The organism is Chryseobacterium defluvii, from assembly GCF_014204415.1.
GTDB lineage: Bacteria > Bacteroidota > Bacteroidia > Flavobacteriales > Weeksellaceae > Chryseobacterium > Chryseobacterium defluvii_A.
The window spans coordinates 204,625-226,752 of record NZ_JACHLE010000003.1 but is presented as its reverse complement, the minus strand read 5'-3'; the positions used below and the strand labels follow the sequence as shown (position 1 = coordinate 226,752).

At 35.9% G+C, this 22,128-nt stretch carries 18 protein-coding genes; 13 read left to right on the top strand and 5 right to left on the bottom strand.

Going from position 1 to position 22,128, the window contains the following annotated elements:
- Positions 1-8: 8 nt before the first annotated feature.
- The 4 genes from HNP38_RS12600 to HNP38_RS12585 all read right to left on the bottom strand — a co-directional run bounded on the left by HNP38_RS12600 (position 9) and on the right by HNP38_RS12585 (position 6,816).
- Positions 9-2,537 carry a DUF5686 family protein gene (locus HNP38_RS12600; protein ID WP_228461058.1) on the bottom strand — a complete coding sequence of 843 codons (2,529 nt, stop codon included), beginning with the start codon at positions 2,535-2,537 and terminating at the stop codon, positions 9-11.
- Positions 2,538-2,831: 294 nt separating this feature from the next.
- Complete coding sequence (locus HNP38_RS12595; RefSeq protein ID WP_184190042.1) at positions 2,832-3,359, bottom strand: DinB family protein; 528 nt, start codon at positions 3,357-3,359, stop codon at positions 2,832-2,834.
- Entirely contained in the window at positions 3,356-5,893 is a 2,538-nt protein-coding gene (locus HNP38_RS12590; protein ID WP_184190040.1) for a M1 family aminopeptidase, read from the bottom strand. The genes HNP38_RS12595 and HNP38_RS12590 overlap by 4 nt, the downstream gene beginning before the upstream one ends.
- Positions 5,890-6,816: a GlxA family transcriptional regulator gene (locus tag HNP38_RS12585; RefSeq protein ID WP_184190038.1), complete on the bottom strand. Its 927-nt coding sequence runs from the start codon at positions 6,814-6,816 to the stop codon at positions 5,890-5,892. The genes HNP38_RS12590 and HNP38_RS12585 overlap by 4 nt, the downstream gene beginning before the upstream one ends.
- 363 nt (positions 6,817-7,179) lie before the next feature.
- Between HNP38_RS12585 and HNP38_RS12580 the strand changes: the two genes are divergently transcribed.
- The 3 genes from HNP38_RS12580 (at position 7,180) to HNP38_RS12570 (ending at position 12,919) form a co-directional block, all read left to right on the top strand.
- Complete coding sequence (locus HNP38_RS12580) at positions 7,180-8,433, top strand: site-specific integrase (protein ID WP_317166733.1); 1,254 nt, start codon at positions 7,180-7,182, stop codon at positions 8,431-8,433.
- Between the two features lie 87 nt (positions 8,434-8,520).
- Positions 8,521-10,230: an ATP-binding protein gene (locus tag HNP38_RS12575; protein ID WP_184190034.1), complete on the top strand. Its 1,710-nt coding sequence runs from the start codon at positions 8,521-8,523 to the stop codon at positions 10,228-10,230.
- Positions 10,231-11,368: 1,138 nt separating this feature from the next.
- Complete coding sequence (locus tag HNP38_RS12570) at positions 11,369-12,919, top strand: hypothetical protein (RefSeq protein WP_184190032.1); 1,551 nt, start codon at positions 11,369-11,371, stop codon at positions 12,917-12,919.
- A 56-nt stretch (positions 12,920-12,975) separates the two neighbouring features.
- Here the strand turns inward: HNP38_RS12570 and HNP38_RS12565 are convergent, their stop codons facing one another.
- The gene (locus HNP38_RS12565) at positions 12,976-13,350 is read right to left on the bottom strand and encodes a hypothetical protein (RefSeq protein ID WP_184190029.1); all 375 of its coding nucleotides are present in this window, start codon (positions 13,348-13,350) and stop codon (positions 12,976-12,978) included.
- Between the two features lie 219 nt (positions 13,351-13,569).
- Here HNP38_RS12565 and mobC point away from each other — a divergent pair, with 219 nt between their 5' ends.
- From mobC to HNP38_RS12515, 10 genes are all read left to right on the top strand, one after another.
- Positions 13,570-13,944 (top strand): plasmid mobilization relaxosome protein MobC, encoded by a 375-nt coding sequence (gene mobC / locus HNP38_RS12560; RefSeq protein WP_184190027.1) that lies wholly within the window; start codon positions 13,570-13,572, stop codon positions 13,942-13,944.
- On the top strand, positions 13,941-15,383 hold the full coding sequence (locus HNP38_RS12555) for a relaxase/mobilization nuclease domain-containing protein (protein WP_184190025.1): 1,443 nt from the start codon (positions 13,941-13,943) through the stop codon (positions 15,381-15,383). The genes mobC and HNP38_RS12555 overlap by 4 nt, the downstream gene beginning before the upstream one ends.
- A complete protein-coding gene (locus HNP38_RS12550) occupies positions 15,380-16,015 on the top strand; it encodes a ParA family protein (RefSeq protein WP_184190023.1) in 636 nt (211 codons plus the stop codon). Before HNP38_RS12555 ends, HNP38_RS12550 begins: the two co-directional genes overlap by 4 nt.
- On the top strand, positions 16,003-16,389 hold the full coding sequence (locus tag HNP38_RS12545; RefSeq protein WP_184190021.1) for a hypothetical protein: 387 nt from the start codon (positions 16,003-16,005) through the stop codon (positions 16,387-16,389). The genes HNP38_RS12550 and HNP38_RS12545 overlap by 13 nt, the downstream gene beginning before the upstream one ends.
- An 8-nt stretch (positions 16,390-16,397) precedes the next feature.
- Positions 16,398-16,943 carry a hypothetical protein gene (locus HNP38_RS12540; RefSeq protein WP_184190019.1) on the top strand — a complete coding sequence of 182 codons (546 nt, stop codon included), beginning with the start codon at positions 16,398-16,400 and terminating at the stop codon, positions 16,941-16,943.
- A gap of 150 nt (positions 16,944-17,093) precedes the next feature.
- Positions 17,094-17,429, top strand: coding sequence for a DUF4134 domain-containing protein (locus tag HNP38_RS12535; protein WP_184190017.1), 336 nt, complete (start codon positions 17,094-17,096; stop codon positions 17,427-17,429).
- 3 nt (positions 17,430-17,432) lie between these two features.
- On the top strand, positions 17,433-17,771 hold the full coding sequence (locus HNP38_RS12530) for a DUF4133 domain-containing protein (protein ID WP_184190015.1): 339 nt from the start codon (positions 17,433-17,435) through the stop codon (positions 17,769-17,771).
- Positions 17,752-20,811: a TraG family conjugative transposon ATPase gene (locus HNP38_RS12525; protein WP_184190013.1), complete on the top strand. Its 3,060-nt coding sequence runs from the start codon at positions 17,752-17,754 to the stop codon at positions 20,809-20,811. The genes HNP38_RS12530 and HNP38_RS12525 overlap by 20 nt, the downstream gene beginning before the upstream one ends.
- Positions 20,798-21,457 carry a hypothetical protein gene (locus tag HNP38_RS12520; RefSeq protein WP_184190010.1) on the top strand — a complete coding sequence of 220 codons (660 nt, stop codon included), beginning with the start codon at positions 20,798-20,800 and terminating at the stop codon, positions 21,455-21,457. Before HNP38_RS12525 ends, HNP38_RS12520 begins: the two co-directional genes overlap by 14 nt.
- Entirely contained in the window at positions 21,454-22,128 is a 675-nt protein-coding gene (locus HNP38_RS12515; RefSeq protein WP_184190008.1) for a hypothetical protein, read from the top strand. Before HNP38_RS12520 ends, HNP38_RS12515 begins: the two co-directional genes overlap by 4 nt.

Sequence of the window (22,128 nt, the reverse complement as noted above, 5' to 3'; positions counted from 1 at the left end):
GTTTTGTTTTAAAATCCGAACTGGAATCCTGCTTTGATCCCGAATTTGGAAATATCGGGTCTGTCAAGGTAGTTTCCTCTCCAGTTAAAATCTACCCGGAATATCCTGAGGTTTCCAAATCCTATGTTTTCGATTCCAAACCCATATTCATAGTAAATATGCTCGCTTGGGGCTGAATATTTAAATCCTTCCACATTAATATTCTTTGATTCATCGCTTAATGTTCCGTAAGCTCCTCTGATAAATGCAACCTCTCTCAGCTTTAATTTTTTGATTAAAGGGATAAAGGAAAGGATCTTACCATTAAAATGATGCTCCAAATGAAGCGTGGTATAGGTATCAGCCACAAACTCATAATAATTCAGCTGGGCAAAAGTATTGGTCGCCAGACTGTAAGACTGATTACCAGGGATCACATTCTGCAATGCTAATGGAACAGTATCAAAATTCTTACCGGCCTCAAAATTAATTAAGGTTTTACCCCAGCTTCCTATCAAGACAGGCTTGTAGAACATAAACTGGAGTTTGTTATAATTAAAATCCCCATTGAATAATCCTTCAATTCCTCGTGTGTACTTTAAAACAATAGTTGGGGCCAATGTTCCGTGTTCATACCGGTCTATACCTGTCTGGGAAAACTTGGCGCCCGGCCTTGCAATTAAACTGAGGGTTACATGCGAATCATTGACCGTTTTTCTCAGATCCCCGTTTCTGTAATACATCAGGTTAAACCCTTCCGGATTGGCAGATTTGATGCTCTGCACGGTCCCGTCAACCCTGATCTGGAAGTTTTTCCAAGGTTCTAGGGACGTGAAAACATTCGTTTGATTCACCGAGCTTAAAGAGGCATTTTCTCCCCTGGCAAATACAGTGGATGAAGCAAATGAACGCGACATAATCCCATCATCATTGGTGAGCTGAACCCCAAGCTGCATCACATCTCTCCTTGTTCCGGCCCCGATCATAAACCGGTTTACCCGGTTGAACATATATCTTGCCTCGGCACCATATTTAAATTGCTTGTCTTTAAAGCCGTAAGCCGTATAAAACTGGACTCTCCACGGGTCATTACGGGTGAAATAAGTTCTGGCTCCCAGCCTTATCCGGTCTCCTTCCACTTCGTTTACCCCGTATATGGAAAATATAGGGCCCAGATCAATTCCTTTGGTGATGTTATAATATCCTGAACCCAGAGTTTCATATAATTTTACGATCCTGTTGAATTTTGGGGTTTGCTGAAGCTTATCCAGCATGTCATAAACACCCTGTTCGGCCTTGGATAAGGAGTCCGGCCTGGCTTTTACCCAATAGGCATCATCCTTGTCTGTGAAGCTGTCATCATATTCTTCCTGCTTTCGGGTAAAAACAGCAGGATCTAATGGTTTGTTGAATTCATATTCTGAATAATCTACAGATCTTTTGGCAATGATACTTTTCGCTGTTTTCTTTTTTGAAAAAGGGGTCATTTCGATCTCGGTGACAAACTTTTTAGGAAGGAAAGTATTCTCATCCGGATTGTCATATTCCAGTTCGGTAGATATCGCATTAATGAAATTGACATTTATTTTCTGTGTGGATTTCAAAGTAGCTCCCAGGACAGCATAATTGTCCGTATCAATATACAGGTACCCCTGAAAGGCCAAAACCTCGGTTCTTCGGGGCTGATATCTGATTTTGTAGGCATTTTCCCCTCGGATGGAGATGGTGTCTATCAGGTTATAATCATAAGTGCTGAAGCCGTCTGTTCCTACCGGGCTTGGGAAGCCTATATCGAAATAGTTTAAAGTATTATCGTAAATATTAATATCACGGTAAAGGTTTTTGGCTGTTAATGTAACAATCTGATTATCCTGAAATCCTGATGTCTTCTGGGCCGTTAACAGTTTTTTTGTTTTCTTTCCGGGTTTGTTTTCACCATAATTTTCATAGATGGCCTCATTTAAGAAGATGGGAAGCGCCATTTTGCCCCTTGCAGTGGAATCTGCATAATCAAAAATGAAATCAAGCTTATTAAAAACTTTTTTCTTCATGAAGGCGCTGTCCAGATTATTGGCATCAAACTGTATTTTTTCGTACTCCTTATACGTATAGGTATCGAATTTATCTAAACCGTTATTTCTTTTCCTTTTCCAGACTTCCTGCATAATGGTGTAAGCCGGATTTTCCTTTTTGCTTTTGAATTTGGTTTTCTCATTATGGATCACCACCTCTTCAATATTGCTTACTTTATCCTGGGTCAGTTTTACGGTCAGGTTACGGGGGTTGTCAGTAGTGATGTCTATACTCATCAGGGCATAGTTTTTTCTTAGGAATTTCAGCTTATAGATAATGCTGTCGGACTGCACACTAAAACTTCCGTTAGTGGTTGTTAAATAAGGCTTGTTGCTGTCATTGATGAAAACATCTACACCGGAGACTTCCTTGTTGGTTTTTGAGTCTATAATTTTACCGTTTGCTGTATTTTGGGCACAGACAAGATGAGAGAGAACTATTAAAAAGAATAAATAGTAATATTTAGGGTTGTTATTAAACATCATTCGTTTCTTCAGGCATTTAGCATAAACAAAAAGCGTGCAGTTTATTTAAAAAATTAAAAAATTTTTAATGGTTCAGTAATTGAATTACAAAACTGCAAAGGTAGCAAAATAACGGTATTGGTGTTATTATATTGTGAAGCGGGAACGTTGAAAGATAAAAAACAGATACAATGCTGCCGGAAACTAAAAAAGAGCTACAGATCCTGTAACTCTTTTGTCCTGCAATTCTGTGCAGATCAATAGCTTGTGAAGCAGTGTTATATTTGGAAATATCCGGATCGGGGATATTTAAATTTAACAATTGAGCAAAGGATAATATTTTTCCTGAATAACCCTGAAATGCCAGCGCTGATGCCCTGCCAGCATAAACCCTAATGCCAGAGGACAATACTGCATGCCATTAAAGCCGTTACCTGACTGATGCAGCATTTTTTCATCGAAAGATTTATACATTGCAATAGTACCCTTCCTCACCAAAATAAGCTCTTCCAGAAGATCTTCCACTGTCCGGCTGTTTGCTGTTGTATTCCGGGCGAATGCTTCCTCATCATAAGGGAGCATTTTTTGCTTGTCACCACGGGCAATTGCGGTAATTCTGTAGGCAAACACACGTTCGGTGTCTATATAATGCTGTAAAATATCTTTAATGGTCCACTTGCCTTCGGCATACACTTTTTCGCCCAAAGCCCGCCATTTCTCTATGGGTGCATCTTCCAGTTCCTGTAAGCTTATCTGCAGAGACTCTGATAAAGGAACATCTTCCGCCAAATCAATATACCGGTCAAAATAAGACGGCATTTTTTTGATGTCTGATTTTTTCATTTTTTAATATTTTCTATAAATTGTTTTTCGTAGTTGCTGACCGCTTCTAAAACATAGGGGTCATCTTTGTATTTTTCTTTCAGTAAAAGATAAATTTCTTTGGCACGTTCGTCTTTTAAGAGGTTGATGAGCTGGACGTTCTGGAAAATATCATTCAGGTCATTATCCTGCAAAGATCTCTTAAACCTGTTTATAAGGACCGGATAGCCTGATTCCCCTTTTCCCAGTGCCACCAAAGTATTGACGGCAGCAAACGGATAATCCCAGACGGGTGTTGCAAGATACCATCTGGGTGATCGATTGTCTTCCAGGCGGGTCAGTACATAATCAATAGCTCGTGGGTCTCCCAATTGCTGCAACCCGTTTAATGCACTGATCCGATTCTGATTTTTCCATGAATGCCTGTTCTCCAGATCCATCAATATTTCAAAAGCGTCCGGACTTTTTGTTTTTCCTAAAGCAATGGCCGCTGCATTGACCACTCTGTCGCTTTCGTCATTTAATGCCTGAATATATAGGTTTTTATGTTCAGGAGCGTTGGTGTTTCCGAGCATATTTATAGCCGTACTTTTTATCCACGACTTTTCTTTTTTTATGAGTGATGTTAAAAACGAAATGGTCTTTTCCTTATAAGTTAATGGCATGATTTTTTGCAATGAACCGAGGGCATACCACCGATATCTCCAATACTGCCCGGATTGAATCTCTGTAAAAATGGCATCTATCACCTGATCTTTAAACAAGGTAGTTGCATGGCTGTCATTCGCTGCTTCTGTCAGCTTATCTAAGGCTTTCTGCCGGGCAAGTACATCTTTGCTGTGCTGCAGTTGATAGAAATATTCATCAGTGGATTTTTCAAAAATAGTTTCACATAAGAATGTTTCTTCATAATTAAAGTTGACCAATTTCGGAAGGGTTTTTGCCGGAAAAGTAAATATATTTTCGGCTTGTGGTTTAAGATATAGGCTTTCAATAGTATTGTCAATTTCAACATCTATTTTACCTTCAAAAAAGGAGACCTGATGAAAATCGGTTTTATTTTCCTGATTTTGAACCTGTTTTACCGTAATGAAAAGCTGTTTTTGTGATGTATCGTACTTTTTAATTACTTCAAACTTTGGAAGACCTGTCTTATAAATCCATTGTTCAAAGAACCATTGGTAGGATCTGCCGGATGTTTTTTCTACAGCGCTCTGGAAATCCTTTGTGCTGACCTGTTTTCCGGAATTGTTTTTCACATAGTCCCGAATAGCTTTCCACCAGCTCTCATCACCCATTTCTTTCTGAAGCATACGTAAAATCAATGCGCCGCGAAATTTCGAGTAACTATCTGATATGAATGCAGCAAGGTCTCCGATATTGGTGCTGACAATAGGATGTTTATTTCCTGTATTCCAGTCGCTCAATATATTTGCTTTTTCAAAAGGGTGATAATAAGTGAGGTACTCTTCCTTTCCATTGCTTTTTGCTGTATAAAGCCCGGAAAAATACTGTGCAAAAGCATTATTTAGCCAAATATCTTCCCAGGATGCAGGCATGATCAGGCTGCCGAACCATTGATTGGCCAATGCCTGCATGGCAACACCATCCCACAGATATTTAAAATCTTTATGCACGCCATGGTCATCAATATAGTTATCTGAAAGGATAGATGCAGCATTTTGCCCCACTGATCCCGGAAAGGGATAATCCTGGACAACAACCTGGATGTAGTTTTTTAATGGATAATCATAGCCTGTTTTTTCTTCCAAAAACCGCATCATATCGGGGATCAGTTCTACAGTTGCCTTTACGGCTTCTTTTTCGTCAGGGTAACCGTAATTGTGAATGGCTGTGTGATTGTTTTTTTGTATTACATCAATGTATTCCCCTATCACAACAGATATCAGATAATTGGGAAAAGGAACTTCTGATCTGTAATGAAAAGTTCTTGTATTATTATCCGGATGTTCGATGATATCGACAAGACTTCCATTGCTTATAAGCATCAAAGGCTTTTCAATAGTTGCTTTGATCTCAGTGGTGTGAATGTCGGCAATGTCTTCGTTACACGGGAACCAGTACTTATTATTCTGAGGTTCGCCACTGCTCCAGATCTGCCTTCGTTTATTGGGGGTAGTGGAAGTGGGTTGCAGGAACCTTAATCCTTTTCCAAGGCTTCCTCCGATAGCGTTCGGATCAGTGCGGTTTTCGTAAAGGGTTCTGTAATTAATTTTTATAGTGAAATTTTCAGCAGGCTTATATTTTCGGTCTAAAATAATTTCCAGATTATTGTCCGTATCACCTCCGTCATAGTGGAATTTTAGTTTTTTACTATTTATTTCAATGGATTGAATGAATAATTTTCCGGCATCTAATATGATTTTATCATTTTCACTCATTACAGAACCTGTAATTTCGGCGCTGCCAAAGGCCTGCCGTTGCTGCCAGTCGAATTGCAGACGGAGTGAGAGATGCTTTGTATCTATATTTTGTGCGCATACCATTACCGGAAAAAGGTAAAGCAGGAATATGATCTTGAAAGGAGTCTTCATTTCGTATCAATGGTTAAAATTCTCGACAGGTGCTTTTCACTTTGTAAGCCCACTTTATTGGCGATTTCAATTTTAGACAGGTTGGGATTTTTCTTAAGCTCCACAGCCTTTGCTTTGCGAATCACATTGATGTATTCATTGACCGTAACCCCGGTTTCTTTCTTAAATATTCTTGTAAAATTACGCTCACTCATGGCAGCTATTTCTGCCAGATCATATAAGCTGTTTTTTCTGCTGATGTTTTCGAGGATAAAATCCTGGGTTTTGTGAATGCCTGTGTGAATGTGATTCCTGAATTTTAAAAATTCGCTTTCCTGGCTGTCGTTTCCGTTCCGTCTGCTGAATATGACTAACTCCCTTGCTACCAGATGTGACATATGGCTGCCTTTCAGTTTTTCAATGATATGCAGGATCAGATCTATCCCGGATGCAATTCCTGCGCTGGTATAGATGTTATTCTGATCGGTAAACAAAATGTTTTCAACTACCTTAATTTTTAAATACCTCTTTTGCAGTTCACCGGTTTTCTTGAAATGGGTGGTGCAGTTTTTTCCATTCAAAAGGCCTGATTCAGCCAAAACAAATGCGCCCGTGCAAATACTGCAGATGGCGACATTATGATTGTATAAATAATTGATCCAGTTAAATAATTCTTTTTGCCTTAAAAATTCGTTGGATGATAAGTAGGAATAATCGCAGCCCGGAACAATCAGAAAGTCTCCTTTTTTAAACTGAATTTCTGAGAAATGTTTTACAGTTCCAAAAGGTAAACCACTCGTAGATACTACATTTTTGCCTATGCCACAATATTCAATCTCAAAATCAGCATTAAAATCTATAGCTTCATGAATAGCCTGATCGGGCCCGGCAATATCTAAAATATGTACCTGAGGTAAAAGGAGGAAGATAAATTTTGTGGCCATATGCTAAGTCTTATGACACAAATGTAATCAGAAATTATTTTTTAAAATGGTCAATGTGTGGACATTTTCAGCCATATATTTTTAAACTGCCGAAATACATAATTATTTGGTTGTTTAAGAAGATCGATCGCCAAGGTCTTGGGGAAAGAATAAAAAACGACAAAGCCGCCAATTTGGCGACTTTGTCAGTTGGGCTCCTCCTGCTGGGCTCGAACCAGCGACCCTCTGATTAACAGATGAAAACCATAGGGTTTCATTTATTTGTATTTAGCTTCAAATATGCTGATTTGCATTGAGTTAAGGTGTTGAGTGTCTATTTTTGGTTTCATCCATTTTGAGTATCAAGTACAACATGTTGTACTGATGTTATACTTAAAAATTAAACATATGAAACCAAGTATTAAAACCATTTGCAAAAAGAATCCATTACAAGACGGGCTATTTCCTATTTATTTGAGAGTTACAATAAATAGGAAGTCAAAATTTTATTCTACTCCGTACAAATGTAAGCTAATTGAATGGAATTCTAAAACAGGGGAGTTCAATTCTAAATTTAGAAATCATCTTTCCTTTAATTCATCTTTGAGAACCCTAAAAGATGAGGCAACCGATATTATCGAGAAAATCCAAAAAGAGCAGGGAATGGTTACTTTAATACAATTTGACAACCATTATCGTCTTCGTGGAAATTCCGGAATTCTACTCAAAGAGTTTTTTGAAAAAGAGATTAAAATGATGGAGGAAAACGGACAAATCAGCTATAAAATTTCCTTGGAAACAACAATAAGAGCCCTCGGAAAATTTAAAAGGAATATTGATAGGTATAGGTTTGAAGATATTGACGAACCTTTTTTAAACGGCTTCGAGAGACATCTCCGTAAAAATGCAGATGATGGCGGGATTGCCGTCTACATGAGGAATATCAGAATGGTTTATAACAAAGCAATTAAAGCAAAAGTTGTCTCCAAAATCCATTATCCTTTTTCAAAAGAAGGATATAAAATATCGAAATTAAAAAGTCAAAAGAAGAAAAAGGCTTTATCTGAACAAGAATTCGAAAAGATTATTGATTTTGATGTGGAGAAAGCTCCATCTGTCCGACATGCAAGGTATCTGTATCTCTTCAGTTATTACGCAAGAGGGATGAACTTTACAGATCTGGCAGAATTAGAATGGTCACATTTGGAAGATTTAAAATTTAGTTATAGCAGGATAAAAACGAAAGCACATATCAACGTGAAATTACCAAAAAATGAAATCATTGGGGAGGTGCTAAATTTCTACAGGAAATACAGGATTTACGAGACCCCTTATATATTTCCTATTTTGAAAATGAATAAGGAAGAATATTCTGCGGAAGAATTATATAATAGAAAATATTCAGTAAGAAAATACTACAATAAGCAATTGAAATATCTCCTTAAATTATGTGAAATAGATAAGCACATTACATTCTATACAGCCCGGCATACTTTTGCGACAACAGCTTTGAGAAAAGATGTAAACATCAATATTATCAAACAGTCTTTGGGACATAAGAAACTTAGTACAACTGAAAGTTACCTTGAAGATTTTTCGACTAATGAAGTGGATCTGGTTATCGACAGTATTTTTTAATATGGAATCATAAATTTGAAATCTTTTCTACTTGTTTAAGGTACATACTTTCTTTAATTTTAATATTTTTGTAACAACACCATATTTATGACAATACAAGAACTACAATATCTAAAAGAATCGGAAGATAAAGTAGAATTCAAAGAAGCTAAAAATAATTTCCCCTTTAATGGAGGTTCACATAAAGAACAGGAAAACCGAAGAAAATGTTATTTAGGTTATATTGTTGCACTGGCTAACGAGGGAGGTGGTAAATTAATTTTCGGGATGAGTGATGCTTTTCCGCACACTGTGGTTGGGAGTAATTTTGCAAAAGGAACGCTCGGTGGATTAGAAGACGCTGTATATGAAAAGTTGGAAATAAGAATTCGTCTTGAAGAATTATTTGATGAAAATGGATTAAGAGTATTGGTTTCTCATATTCCTACAAGACCTATTGGTAAAATGCTGAAATTTGAAGGGGTACCACTTATGCGGGTAGGTGATAGTTTACGTAATATGAGTGATGAAGAAATGTTTGCTATACTATCCGAACAAGAACCTGATTTTTCGGCAAAAATTGTTGAAGGCTTTACATTAGATGATATTGATGATGAAGCATTTACAATTTTGAAAGATAACTATGCAATTAAGCAGCGTAATCCTTTATTCGGACAATTAAGCCAAGAGCAAATTCTGACAGATTTAAAGCTTAAAACACCTTCCGGACTTAATTATGCATGTCTCATTTTGCTAGCTAAAAAGGAGGTTCTACATACTAAATTACCTCAATGCAAAATTATTTGGGAATATCGAACCTCTGAAGTTCAAATTCATTTTGATAATAGAATCGTTATTGAGGGGCCATTATATAAAGCAGTAGAAGAAGTTTGGAAATTGATTAACCAACCACTTCTCAATAAAAAGCATCCTATACAAAATGGAACCTATATTTATGATATTTATGATTTCAACGAAGCTGTTCTTAGAGAGGCAATTCTTAATGCAGTAGCACATCGGGATTATAGTATATCCAGTGAAGTAGTTATAAAACAATACCCTAATAAAATTATTATAACTAATCCTGGAGGATTTCCTAAAGGGGTTAATATTGAAAATATTCTAACAGTAAGCAGTACCCCAAGGAGCAGACTATTGACGGATATTTTAGAAAAAACAGGTTTGGTTGAGAGAAGCGGTCAGGGAGTAGATAAAATTTTTTCATTAACCCTTTCTGAAGGCAAGCCTGAACCAGATTACTCACCTTCTGATATGTTTCAAGTTACATTGGGATTATACTCACAAATTACTGATAAAGCATTTCATGTTTTTATCAATGAATATCAAAATAGTGATAAAGAGCCTAAATTAGGGGTGGAACAAATTATCACACTATATAAAGTAAGAAAAGGAATTTTTGCTCATTTAAAAGAAAATATAGTAAGCCAATTACTAACACTGGGGCTTATTCGTCCTGTGTCCACACATACTAACAGATATATTCTTACAGAGGATTTTCATAAATTAGAGGGAGAAATGCAAATGATCGGCAAAAAATATATTGCCACAGAAGTAGAATCCATCGTTTTACTTTTGCAAGGGAAAAAAATGAAAATTGGGGAAATAGAACAGCATTTAAAAAATTCTTTAAATAGAAATCAGATTAAGTATTTGTTGAGTAAGTTAAAGGATGATGAAATTTTGATTACAGAAGGAGTTGCTGGTGGAACAAAATATTTTCTTTCAGATTTATATAAGGATCTTCGTGGAGAATTATTAACAAATAAAGTTGTTGAAGATTTAAAAGCTAAATTTTAATTTAATTCTGGGAAATTCATTTGATATTTTCCAGAATTGTTTTTTGTCAGACAAAATCTGATTTTTTCTAAAACTCTTTTTGAAAAAAGATTCAATTCTCCCCAAAAAAATATTTAAGTTTTTCTCAGAATTATTTTTCAAATAAGATAGGAATTTCTTTCTAAAATTTTTTTCTGAGGATACTGCATGTAAGATTCAATTCTCCAAGAAATTAAAAATTCTCCAAAAAAATATTTAAGTTTTCTCAGAATTTTTTTTCAAAGAGGATGCGGATTTCTTTCCTAAAATTTTTTTCTGAGGATTCTGTATGTAAGATTCAATTCTCCAAGAAATTAAAAAATTCTCCAAAAAAATATTTGAATTTATTCTCAGAATTATTTTTCAAGTAGAATGGGGATTTCTTTCCTGAAATTTTTTTCTGAGGATTCTGTATGTAAGATTCAATTCTCCAAGAAATTGAAAAATTCTCCAAAAAAATATTTGAATTTTTCTCAGAATTTTTTTTCAAATAGGATACGGATTTCTTTCCTAAAATTTTTTTCTGAGGATACTGCATGTAAGATTCAATTCTCCAAGAAATTAAAAAAATCTCCAAAAAAAATATTTGAATTTATTCTCAGAATTATTTTTCAAGTAGAATGGGGATTTCTTTCCTGAAATTTTTTTCTGAGGATTCTGTATGTAAGATTCAATTCTCCAAAAAATATTTGAATTTTTCTCAGAATTTTTTTTCAAGTAGGATAAAGATTTCTTTCCTAAAATTTTTTCCGAAAATTCTGTTATGATATTCAATTCTCCAAGAAATTGAAAAATTCTCCAAAAAATATTTGAATTTTTTCTCGGAATTATTTTTCAAGTAGGATAAGGATTTCTTTCCTAAAATTCTCAATGAGAATTCTGTTATGAATATTCAACTCTCCAGATAATTCATTTGAACTTTTGCAGCTTTCCATTCTTCCCAGTATTACAATAATCATAGCCGAGAATAATTTGTATTTTTGAATTTTAAATAACAGCTTAAGAACATTAATGAACTTTAAAATCGTTCCCCACTTCGAAGAAGTTTTTCCTGAAGAGAATAAGGAAAATCCTTTATTCTATCTTCTTAAAATTCCAAAGGAATTATTACTTAAAAGCATTGGTTTTTGCAATACCTATCCATTACCAACCTATAATAATTTTTTTTTCTGATAAAGAAATAGCGAAAGATATTGCTAAAAGGATAGAAATTTTTAAACGTGGTTCAGATAAGGATATCGAAATAATTTCACCACATTCTTATCTTAAACTTTCAGAACTTATCTTGTCAAACATAGAGAAATTCAGCGTGGATGGAGATAAAAGCTCAAACTCGGAACTAAATCTGTTCAAAGCTTTCCTGGTATTAAATTCAAGATTTACAGAGTATAATCATGATTTCCAAACAAACCAAAACAAAGAGTCTTTCATAAACTTTATTGTTCTGCAAGGATTTCAATTAAGTGAAATTTCAATGTTTGAAGATGATAAAAATGAATTTGTAAAACTAATTTATGCAACAATTTACAAGGTTGAAAGCTTATTAAAATTTCTTTCAATCAAAAATTTTGAATTAATAAAAACCGAATTTATAAAATCATATGGATTGACTAATGAAAAGGATTTTATATACAATATGAAATATTTATTCGCAACCCTTTTTATTGCTAAGCTTAATAATCAATACATATTTACAAGTCAAAATCTTTCTTGTTTTGACTTAATAAAAAATATATCAGCTACAAAAATTACCGAAGATGAAGATTTTACGGAATTAAAAAAGACACCAATCTATTTTATTGATGAAGATCGATTTTCCATTGTTAACTTTTATTTTGCTGTAGACTTATTTTATCGGAGCGCCAAATTTCGATTACAAGAAATTTTTAGAGAAAATGAAATTAAAATTGATAACTTCTTTAGTTACTATAATAAAGAATTTTCTGAGAATTTTCTGATGAGAAACTTGTTAGATGATATTTTTAGCAAAAAATTTTTTACCAAAAAAATCGAATACAAAAATGAAGAGAGAAATGAACCTGATTATTACATAAACTATAATAACACCATATTATTATTTGAAAATAAAGATATTTTAATTAGTAAATCAATTAAGTCAGCAAACGATATAGAAACGATTGAAAATTTTTTAAAAGAAAGATTTTTACAAAGCAAAAAAAAAGGAGTTGGTATTAAGCAATTAGTCAATTCAATTGAGTTTATATACACTCAAAATTTCAAGTTTGATCATACGATTAAATACAATCATAAAATTGAAATTTTCCCTATAATACTTGTACATGACAGAGTTTTTGAATCAATGGGAATTAACTATAAATTGAATAATTGGTTCATTGAAGAACTGAATCTAAGAAATATAAAATGTAATGAAAAATTTAAAATTCACCCATTAACTTTAATGGATATTGATACTTTAATTTTGTGGAATCATAATATTAAAGACAATTTTAAAATTTTAAAAGATTTACTAATAGCCCACACAAAACAACTTAATGAACTGCCAAAAAAAAGTTACAATAATCCTAAACATTTTACTGATTATTTGCAAAGACTATTGAGACCTATTTCTGCCAGAGAAACCCCATTTTTTATTAAACCGGGTGAGTTTTCAAAGCAATTTTTAGATTTACTTTCTAATAAAAATGTATGATTAGTTTAATTTTATTTTTGGTGTATCATCTAAAAAAAATTTAATATCCAAAGGTTTCATTCAATTTTATTAATTGGAACCACACTCATTTCCTCTGGCTTTGTCGACCATTGGACTTGCCAAACTCTACCATCAATCTGGTCAAGCAAAAGAAAACTGTTAAAATTTTGAGTAGGATAAAGATTAAATCTACCATCCATTTCACCTTCAACGGTAGTTAAAGAATTTGAGTTGAGCTTTATTTCGAAACGATTTGTATCCTTCATACTATATTGAACCTGCCAAATTTGGCCATTACGGGTGTTTAACTTTAGAAAGGTCCACATATTTTGGGTTGGAAAAAGTTGAAAGACTTTCTCTGGCTTATTTGTTTGACCAGACAAATATGTGGTGGCAACAGTTAATATTAATATAAAATATGTTTTCTTCATATGTTATAAGTTTTAATGAATTGCTGATCAGGCTCACCCGGCTGTTTTGCAATCTTTTGCAAATAGCGACATATTTTATTGAGCTAAAGCAAAATACTGATTTTTTTTTAATTTAAATACCTTTTTAAATTAGGGGAAGAACTTTCTCGTTTGCCAATCTTACTGAAATGATTTACCTGATTAGTTGTATAACAGGTCATTAACCTAAAGAAGAATCAAATGAAAAAAGAACAATCTCCCACTCGCAGTAAAAATGCCAGGATTACCCTGCGCTTGGACCAGCCAATTAAAGATAAATGGCTAGCTTATTGTCAGAAATCTAATATTTACCTTTCAGATTTTATTGTCAATATGGTCGAAGGCAAAATGCTTGAAAACGACCGTAAAGAAATCATGGCTTTTATTGAAAAGCAGGGAAATATCTTTGCCAGGATAGAGAACAATATCAACCAGATTGCGCGGTATGTCAATACCGAAAAATCAATACCGAAAGAGCTATTGAAAGAATACAATTCTAAGCTTCAGGAGCTCAATAGCCTTAAAACCGAGCAAAATCGAATCATCAAAAAAATTTATACAGAACTTTCCAAATGATCGTCAAAATTTTAAATAAGAGCTCCAAAGATTTTAATGGGGTGGCATACAATGATAAGAAGATTGATAAGGGAAAAGGGGAGCTTCTTTTGATGAAAAATTTTCCTGCTTACCTAAATTCTGCTTCAAGCAGGCAAGAGATTAAAAACTATTTCAAAGCAATCTCCAATAACAATAAACGTGTTCAAAATCCCCAATTCCATTGTACAATCTCTGCTAAAGGGAGATCATATTCAAAAGACCAGCTGGCTTTAACTACCGAAAAATTTATGGATAAGATGGGCTATGGACAGCAGCCGTACATTGTGGTTTTCCACAATGACACTTCCAACAACCACATCCATATTGTAAGTTCCAGGGTTGATAAGTATTCCGGAAAACGAATAGAACGGGATTTTGAAAAATATAAAAGCCAGACTGCCCTTCAGGAAGTATTAAAAGAACTGTATGGAACAGATGTCCATAAGAAGCTGTATCAAATTTTAGAGTATTCTTACAGTAATTCCAGCCAGTTACAAAAACTGCTGGAAAATTCCGGTTACTCTGTGTATGAAAAAGAAAATACTACTCATATCCTTTGCAACGGTTTACATTTAATGTCAATTAATACCGGAGATTTAAAATTTTCAGAAAAGAATATTGAAGATACCAGAAAAAAACAGATATTTGCGATATTCAAAAAATACAAAGAGGTATTTTCAAACGCTGTTTTTAAAGTAGCAGACGACAAAGGAAAATACATCTCCTACCAATCAGAACTTCAATACCAGCTGAAGAAGAAATTCGGTATTGACGTTGTTCTTTCATTCAAGGATGATAAACTGCCGTTCGGCTACACCATCATCGACCACAAAGCAAAAGCAATTTATAAAGGAAGTGAAATCATGAAAATGGATGACCTTTTCAGGACGACCTCCGGCGTATTGGATAAAAAGCTCTTTGAAATTCTGGCCAATTCAAATATAACAATCGAAACGAAGGAAGCTTACAAAAAGCATTTGGAAGACGAGTACAAATGCGAGATCCGGGATTATATGATGTTTTTGAAAAATTCAAAAAAGACATCCTATAATATCTGGAAAGAAACACGAAATTCAACAATGGATCATATCCGGAATTTTGGAAAAGTGAGCAGTACGGAAGATAAGATTAAGATCTTTAGTTTCTCAAATGAATTGTATGTTATTAACCATAACGACAATGCCATTTTTACGTTAAAAGAATTGGTCACTGAAAACTATCAAAATCTTTACTTATCCAGGCTGCTTTCCCCTCAGAATTTCGAACCGCATCCTATTGTAAGCGGCGCGCAGGTTCCGGTTTCATCAGATTTCGGGGAAATGCTTCGATGCTCTTCCTTATTTGATATTGCGGAACCTTCACAGCCGGTAAACGAAGAACATGAAAATAATCGCAGAAAAAAGAAAAAAAAGAGATGATTATCACTTTTGCGAACCAAAAAGGCGGTGTGGGCAAAACCACTATTGCCATTGCATTTGCCAATTATCTTTCCCTGTTTACCGACAAAAAGGTCAGTGTAATCGATTTTGATTTTCAGCGTTCATTTTACAGAAGGTGGTCAGAAGACAAAGAAATAAAAGGGGATTATTTATATGAAGTGGAAAAAATTTCAGAAGATAATATTCACCTTACCCAAAACGAAAAAGTTTTACAACAGCTCAAAACGAGCGAAGAAGTCTTTCTGTTTGATACGGCAGGTAATATCCAAAATAATTATACCCAGGTATTGCAATACAGTGACGTTATCATTATTCCTTTTGGGTATTCCAATGTAACCATGATGTCTACCGTTCTTTTCCTCAACCTGCTCAGACTGATTAAAGTTAATGCGAAATTATATTTTATCAGAAGCAATATGCGGAAAGATGACAACTATGAACTAAAACCTGTAATGGACGCTGAATTTGAAACGATTGGGAAAGTAATCGGCGGCTGGGTATTTACCCGGAAATGCCTGCTTAGTATTAATACCAAGGAGCTCACCTATGAGCAAAAGCTGGCAGTAAAAGAAACATTCGATGAATTAATCTATCATATATGGGAATTTTAGACCGCTATGCCACAGAGGAAGATAAAGAAGAGCTGGCTAAGAATCTACAACTGCCTATAGATGAGAAAACCGAAAAAGTACATACCGCCAGCAAAAGATCCAAAGCTTCAGGAAAAAAAGCTACAGCAAAAATTACGGAATCAAAATCCCCTGTTCCTGACGATGAATTATTATCAGTTATTACTGAATTTGTCCAAACCTATAAGGAAAGAGATAAAACCAGCAGAATGATCAGGATTCAGGATACCCAATACCGGGAACTCGTCAGCTTGCGCGCTGATGGAATTTCGGTAAGCAGGTTCATCAGCTTTGCAGTGCATTTTACCCTGAAGTCGAAGGATTATGATACCATCATCAACATTTTAAAACAATAAGAATTTTAATGGGAAAAGTCTTTATAGTTACCGGCATACTGTACCTGTTGTACTATGCCGGAAATATAGTGTATGACTTATTTATAAAAACACCTGTGGTCCTCAGAAATGAAAATGAAGGAGAGGTGATAAGCCTTGGTAGCATTAGGGATGAAACTCCTGCTGATATTACTCATGTCAGTGAACAGGAAACAGAAGATCTCAATATGCCAGGCTCTTATACCTTTTCAGATGAAGAAGAATTATTTTCTGACGATGACAACGAATCGGGTTTGATACAGGTCCGCTATGAAGAAGAAAAGGCGATTGACAATTATAATACGGAGGCTGAACCTGCCATTGAAGAAAAGAATGAGCAAAAATTGTCTTTTCTTTCGAGAATAAGTTCGAGCCTTAACATTAAAGAGCAGGATGTACAATCCAAAGAAACCGAAATCCTTCCGCCCTCTATATCGGATGAGGTGTTCCGGAATTTCTTTGAAAAAGCTTCCCGCCATATTGTTGTCAGCAATGAAAATGGGCAGAATTTTTATAAATCAAGTTTAGTTTTTTAACAGTTAAATAGAAGAGATACGGCTAAGCCGTCACCTGTTTCGATTCCAAAGTATGCAGTAATACCGTATGCTTTGGAATTTTTTTATCAAAAATCCAACAGCTTTTGAAAGCACAATTCAATACTGTTCAACAAAAATTTAAATATCAAAATGAAAAAATATATTAAACAACCATTCAATAAACTTAACATCATTAAGGAATTTTTTGCCGTTGCCATACTACTGGTTTCTAACCTTGTACTGGCACAGTCAGGAGGTGCAGGTGCTATTTCTTCTGCCACGTCGGATATTGAAGAATATGTAGAGCCGGTATCGAACCTGGTTCAGATGATTGGTGCTGTAGTCGGAATTGTCGGCGGTGTGCGAATTTATAATAAATGGAATAATGGTGATAACGATGTCAACAAAGAACTCATCGGCTGGGGTGGCGCCTGTATTTTCCTTTTGCTCGTTCCAACCGTTATCCAGGCCTTCTTTGGCATTTAAAAAATGGAAAGGAGCTTTTTTCTATACAAGGGGCTTAAGAAGCCTCTTGTATTTAAGGGACTGAAAGGAAAATACATCTATTATGCAGGGGGATCGTTTGCAGGAACAATGATCTTGGGGATTATCTTAAGCAAAGTCATCGGCTTCTTTATAGGAATTGCGCTCGCTTTTGCTATCGGCGGCGGGTTGATATGGAATGTCTTTAGGCTTCAGAAATCCAAGGGGTTGTATAATAAAACAGCGAACCACCATGAGATTCATATCATTCCTGCCAGAATTAAGCTGAAACAGAAGTACGAACCCAATATAAAAATTGACGAAAATGAAAAAGAAAACCTTTAGCCTTCCTTTTATCGGTTATGACTATGGTGCAGAGCAGGATGCCCGTTATGATGCCCTGATTGGCGAATACGGTAATCCCATTGTTGCTATTCAGGTTAAAAATATTGTTACTCAATATTCTGCTGACCGGGAACTTTACCTTAAATATCATTCTGTCTTACTGAATATTATCAGTATCATCGGCGAAGGGCATATTGTACAGAAACTCGACATTTTCGATAAGAAGGTTTACAAAGCTGAACCTCATGAAGAATATTTACAGCAGAAATATTCAGATCATTTTGAGGGCAGGATTTTTAAAACCATCGACAGTATTTTGGTGTTTACCCACCGGATCGACCAAAGTAAAAAGAAAAGCCTGTATAAATATTCTGAAAAAAAATACAAGCATCTGCGTGATAAAGCAGAAAAAGTTTTTATGCTGCTGAAGGATAATGGCTTTGAGCCCCGGTTTTTCTTTGAAAAGGACTTTGAATATTATATTTCTTCCATTCTTTCCATGAATTTTGGAAAAACAACTAAAGCCCTTGATAATATCCGTTCGCTGGACGACAACCTCCAAATAGGAAGATCTTTTGTAAAAGCCATTTCCTTGGTTGATGTAGAAAATATTGAGCTTCCCAATGAAATGTATCCCTATACTACCCTGGGGGGAAACGGGGCGACAAAAAATACGGCGGTTGACAATTTTTCTTTTCTGAATGATCTGGAACAGTATAACACGATCATCTATAATCAGATTATTGTTATTCCCGACCAGGTAGAAAGAGTCAAATTTTTGTCCAATAAGAAAAACCGTCATGAAGGATTTCATAATGAGCCTTTGAACCGTATTTGCGCAGAAGAAATCGGAGTACTGCTGGATAGTATTGCCAAAGAAGGACAGTTGATTGTAGATGCTCATTACAGCCTGGTCATCGGCTGCGAATCGCGGGAGGATATGGAGAAAACGCAGTCTATGATTGAAAACCAGCTCTTTCAAAAAGGGGTCATTACCAGTAAAAGCAGCTACAATCAGTTGGAGCTGTTCCGGGCTTCAATGCCCGGCAATGCCAACGAGCTGAAAGATTATGATCTGTTTACCACTACGAGCGAAGCCTCGCTGTGTTTTTTTTTTAAAGAAAGCTACCCCATAGATGAACATTCCGGCTTTTATCTTCGGTTTACCGACAGGCAGGGTGTTCCGCTTAAAATTGACACTTCCGATCTGCCTATGCAGACCGGAAGGATCAACAATCGGAACAAATTTGTTCTAGGCCCTTCAGGCAGCGGAAAGTCTTTCCTAATGAACAGCATTATTGAGCAATACCTCACCTATAATTATGATGTGGTGATTGTAGATGTTGGAGACAGTTACAGCGGAACTGCTAAATACAAAAACGGGAAATATATCCAATATACGGAGGAAAAGCCCATCACAATGAACCCATTTGTGATGGATAAAGCAGAATTCAATATTGAAAAGATAGAATTTTTAGGAAATTTAATCTTCCTGATCTGGCAAGGCCCTGAAGGTTCGATGACTACCACCCAGAAATCCATCCTGGATAACCTTCTGCTGTCTTATTACCATCAGTATTTCAATGGAGGAACCAATTGGTACGCCCACAAAACATCCCGTGAGCTCATCCTGTACCTAAACAAATACAATATTTACGAAGAAGAATTATATGCGGACTTTGAAAATCAGTTCAGGGAAAACGAGAGCTATTATGATATTTTAGGTATTCCCATGACAGCGGAAAAAGAGGAGATCAAGAAAGCTTTCAGAAAACTGGCTATCCAGTATCATCCGGATAAAAATTTTAACAATGAAGATTACGATGACAGCCAGTTCGACAGAATCCATGAAGCCTATGAAACACTATTCCATGATGAAAAGCGAAAGGCATATGATGAAACACGGCTTATTCTCTCAAAGAGAGAAGTTATACGAAGACCACAGATCAATACCCCGGAATGGGAACAGGCTTTCAGAAGGGCACTCATTAAAAAAGTGGCTGAGCTGGAAGAAAAACTTCATGTTCCGGAGCTTTCGTTCAACAGCTTTTATGAGTATGCCGAAAAATTCCTGCCGATCTACCTGTCCAACAAAAAGTACAGGATTGCGGAAGGCGAGTTTAACCTACGAACTTTCCTTTATGTCCTTGCAGATTTTTACAAAGGAGGAAGATATGGCACGGCCCTCAATGAAAGTACGGATAATTCCTTATTTGAAGAACCTTTCATTGTCTATGAGATTGACAATGTAAAGGATAATCCCAAACTTTTTCCTATCGTGACGCTGATTATCATGGACACCTTTATCCAGAAAATGCGGCTTAGAAAAGACCGCCGAAAAGCCATTATACTGGAAGAAGCGTGGAAAGCTATTGCCAGTAAGCTGATGGGGGGCTATATCCTCTATTTGTATAAAACCGTAAGAAAATTCTGGGGTGAAGCCATTGTGGTTACCCAGGAACTGGATGACATCATTGGAAATGCGGTAGTCAAAGACAGTATTATCAACAATTCCGATACGTTTATACTGCTGGATCAGACCAAATTTATTGACAATTTTGATCGCATCGCAGCCTTACTTTCTCTTAATGATGTAGAACAAAGCAAGATTTTTACGATCAACAATCTGAATAACAAAAGTGGCAGAAGCCGCTTCAAGGAGTTCTATCTTAAACGGGGCAGCAAAGGTGAAGTCTATGGTAACGAGGTCTCCCTGCACCAATATTTGACCTATACAACGGAAAAACCAGAAAAATCTGCTCTTGAATACTATGTTGGTGCTTTTGGAAATTATCAGCAGGCATTGGAGCATTTTGTTCTGGATATAGAAAGCTTGGGAGACAGTCTCCCTAACCTCGTGGCGCTGGTTAACCTGTACCAAAGACCTATTGATAAGTCTCTTATCAGTTATTATCAATCTTTTAAGCATCGGCATAAAGGAAAAGATTTTTTTAAAACAATGAAAAGGGAACTCCTTGACCGTGATATGACTTTACGGGAGTTTATTAAAAACCAACCAACAACTTATGAAAAAATATAATGTACTTCTATTTGTCTTTATCGTGAGTTTCCTTAAAGCGCAGACTCCGTATATCGACGTGCTGACCGCTCCTGCAATGGCATTATATGCCAGCCAGATCAAAAATGAGCAGGAGAAGACAGTGGACGAAATGAACAAGCTTCAGCAGGCCCAGGCTTTTGTCTCCACGCAGATGGTACTTGCCAATGATCTTCAGAATAAGTTCTATAAAGGGCTTAAAGAAGTTAACGGAACCTTAAAGAACGGAATCCAGGTTCAGAATATTTACAACAACCTAACCAAAATCATTACCAATGTAAACGGCATTTATGATGAAGTGCAGGATGCACCGGAATACAGTGTTTTTGCTTACAAATCTGTTCAATTGGTCACGAATAAAGCTACCGACATTTATACCGATGTTGCCGACCTTCTGACCAGCGGTGAACTGAACCTTGCCACTTCCGGGGACCGAAGGCGGCTACTGTTCAATATAGAGAACAATACCCGCCTGATGAATGTGTATCTGATCAATGTGCGGTGGACGATCAAAAGAGCCAAGAAAAAAGGCTTCTGGAGATCCATCAATCCGTTTCAGACGTATGTAAATACCGATAAGCAGATTTTTCAGCAAATTTTAAATAACGCAGGAACTTTAGGATTATGAAACCGTTTTTAATACATCTTCTGTTTCTCCTGGTGATTATATATTCTTCCTCATTACGGGGACAGTTTACCGAAGGCAACTACATCTGCTATTACCTGATCAATTCTGAGATTCAGAAAACGATGCAGGAAAATGAAAAGCAAAAAGAGATGAGAAATAAGCAGCTGACCAACTTAGCGCTGGAATCAGCCAATAAGGAAGAGTGGAACAAATACCGGGAGGTCACAGAAAACATAAGAGGCAGGCTTAACAACCTATCCTTTGCCGTTCAGGCTATTCCTGCTTCTGTCAGCATTGTAAAGGAAATTGATAAGATTTACGAGATACAATCCAAAATTTATGATGAGCTGGCAGATGCCCCTCTTTGGATTCCACTGGCATTAAGCGGGCAATATGAGTTCATCAATAGCCTTCAAATGGATATCAGGCTGATGGCTGGCATTGTCCTCTCCTACGGAACCATCAACGAAATGGAAAAAGCGGAACGCAAAATACTGCTCGACTACGCCCAATCGGAAATTAAAGGGCTTCGCCAGCAATCCTATTCCACTTTGCAAAAAATTGTTAATGCCAAACGGAAAATGAAACTGCGGAACAATCTCCTGCAAAACTGGATCAATCGGGATAAGAAAATCATTCAGGACATTATCAACAACGCAAATCTTTATTAA

Excerpts from the sequence above, each read along its gene's own strand:
- HNP38_RS12600 (WP_228461058.1), bottom strand. The coding sequence starts at position 2,537 with ATGATGTTTAATAACAACCCTAAATATTACTATTTATTCTTTTTAATA.
- HNP38_RS12595 (WP_184190042.1), bottom strand. The coding sequence starts at position 3,359 with ATGAAAAAATCAGACATCAAAAAAATGCCGTCTTATTTTGACCGGTAT.
- HNP38_RS12590 (WP_184190040.1), bottom strand. The coding sequence starts at position 5,893 with ATGAAGACTCCTTTCAAGATCATATTCCTGCTTTACCTTTTTCCGGTA.
- HNP38_RS12585 (WP_184190038.1), bottom strand. The coding sequence starts at position 6,816 with ATGGCCACAAAATTTATCTTCCTCCTTTTACCTCAGGTACATATTTTA.
- HNP38_RS12580 (WP_317166733.1), top strand. The coding sequence starts at position 7,180 with ATGTTATACTTAAAAATTAAACATATGAAACCAAGTATTAAAACCATT.
- HNP38_RS12575 (WP_184190034.1), top strand. The coding sequence starts at position 8,521 with ATGACAATACAAGAACTACAATATCTAAAAGAATCGGAAGATAAAGTA.
- HNP38_RS12565 (WP_184190029.1), bottom strand. The coding sequence starts at position 13,350 with ATGAAGAAAACATATTTTATATTAATATTAACTGTTGCCACCACATAT.
- mobC (WP_184190027.1), top strand. The coding sequence starts at position 13,570 with ATGAAAAAAGAACAATCTCCCACTCGCAGTAAAAATGCCAGGATTACC.
- HNP38_RS12555 (WP_184190025.1), top strand. The coding sequence starts at position 13,941 with ATGATCGTCAAAATTTTAAATAAGAGCTCCAAAGATTTTAATGGGGTG.
- HNP38_RS12550 (WP_184190023.1), top strand. The coding sequence starts at position 15,380 with ATGATTATCACTTTTGCGAACCAAAAAGGCGGTGTGGGCAAAACCACT.
- HNP38_RS12545 (WP_184190021.1), top strand. The coding sequence starts at position 16,003 with ATGGGAATTTTAGACCGCTATGCCACAGAGGAAGATAAAGAAGAGCTG.
- HNP38_RS12540 (WP_184190019.1), top strand. The coding sequence starts at position 16,398 with ATGGGAAAAGTCTTTATAGTTACCGGCATACTGTACCTGTTGTACTAT.
- HNP38_RS12535 (WP_184190017.1), top strand. The coding sequence starts at position 17,094 with ATGAAAAAATATATTAAACAACCATTCAATAAACTTAACATCATTAAG.
- HNP38_RS12530 (WP_184190015.1), top strand. The coding sequence starts at position 17,433 with ATGGAAAGGAGCTTTTTTCTATACAAGGGGCTTAAGAAGCCTCTTGTA.
- HNP38_RS12525 (WP_184190013.1), top strand. The coding sequence starts at position 17,752 with ATGAAAAAGAAAACCTTTAGCCTTCCTTTTATCGGTTATGACTATGGT.
- HNP38_RS12520 (WP_184190010.1), top strand. The coding sequence starts at position 20,798 with ATGAAAAAATATAATGTACTTCTATTTGTCTTTATCGTGAGTTTCCTT.
- HNP38_RS12515 (WP_184190008.1), top strand. The coding sequence starts at position 21,454 with ATGAAACCGTTTTTAATACATCTTCTGTTTCTCCTGGTGATTATATAT.